The organism is Bizionia argentinensis JUB59 (genome assembly GCF_000224335.1).
GTDB classification, from domain to species: domain Bacteria; phylum Bacteroidota; class Bacteroidia; order Flavobacteriales; family Flavobacteriaceae; genus Algorimicrobium; species Algorimicrobium argentinense.
In genome coordinates this window covers 1-510 of record NZ_AFXZ01000060.1, presented here as the reverse complement: position 1 = coordinate 510, position 510 = coordinate 1, and the positions used below count along the sequence as shown (strand labels likewise).

At 34.7% G+C, this 510-nt stretch carries 1 pseudogene; it reads left to right on the top strand.

Annotation, left to right across the window (positions count from 1 at the left end):
- Window positions 1-58: 58 nt before the first annotated feature.
- A pseudogene (locus tag BZARG_RS16070) lies at window positions 59-510 on the top strand (transposase); the annotation flags it as partial.

Below are 510 nucleotides of genomic sequence, written 5' to 3'. Positions count from 1 at the left end.
TGGATTGTCTAGTTTAGATGTGACGAATTTTTACGGTCATAAATTATATATTTGAATTATGGCAAAAAGATACGATAACGAATTAAAGGTTACAATAGTAGAACTATTGCAATCAGGAATCAAGGCAAAACAAATAAGTGAGGACTATGGTGTTGCTCCCAGCCTTATAAGTCGCTGGAAAAAGGATTATGAGGCCAAATCTGGAGACTTTTCCAAGAAAAGGGAACTTACTAAAGAAGAGCAAGAACTTAAAGCGCTGCGTAAAGAATTACGTGATGTGAAAATGGAGCGTGATATCTTAAAAAAGGCAGTAAGCATCTTTTCCAAGAGCGACCACTAAAATATCAATTCATATTATCAAATGAAACAGATTTTGTGGTTGAGAAGATGTGTAAATGTATGCGGGTCAGTAAAAATGCATATTACAATTGGCGTAAGAACAGGGATTTAGTAAGAGCTAAAAACTCCGTAATACTTCTAAAAGAAAGGATTAAGGCAGTTTTTGAAGAC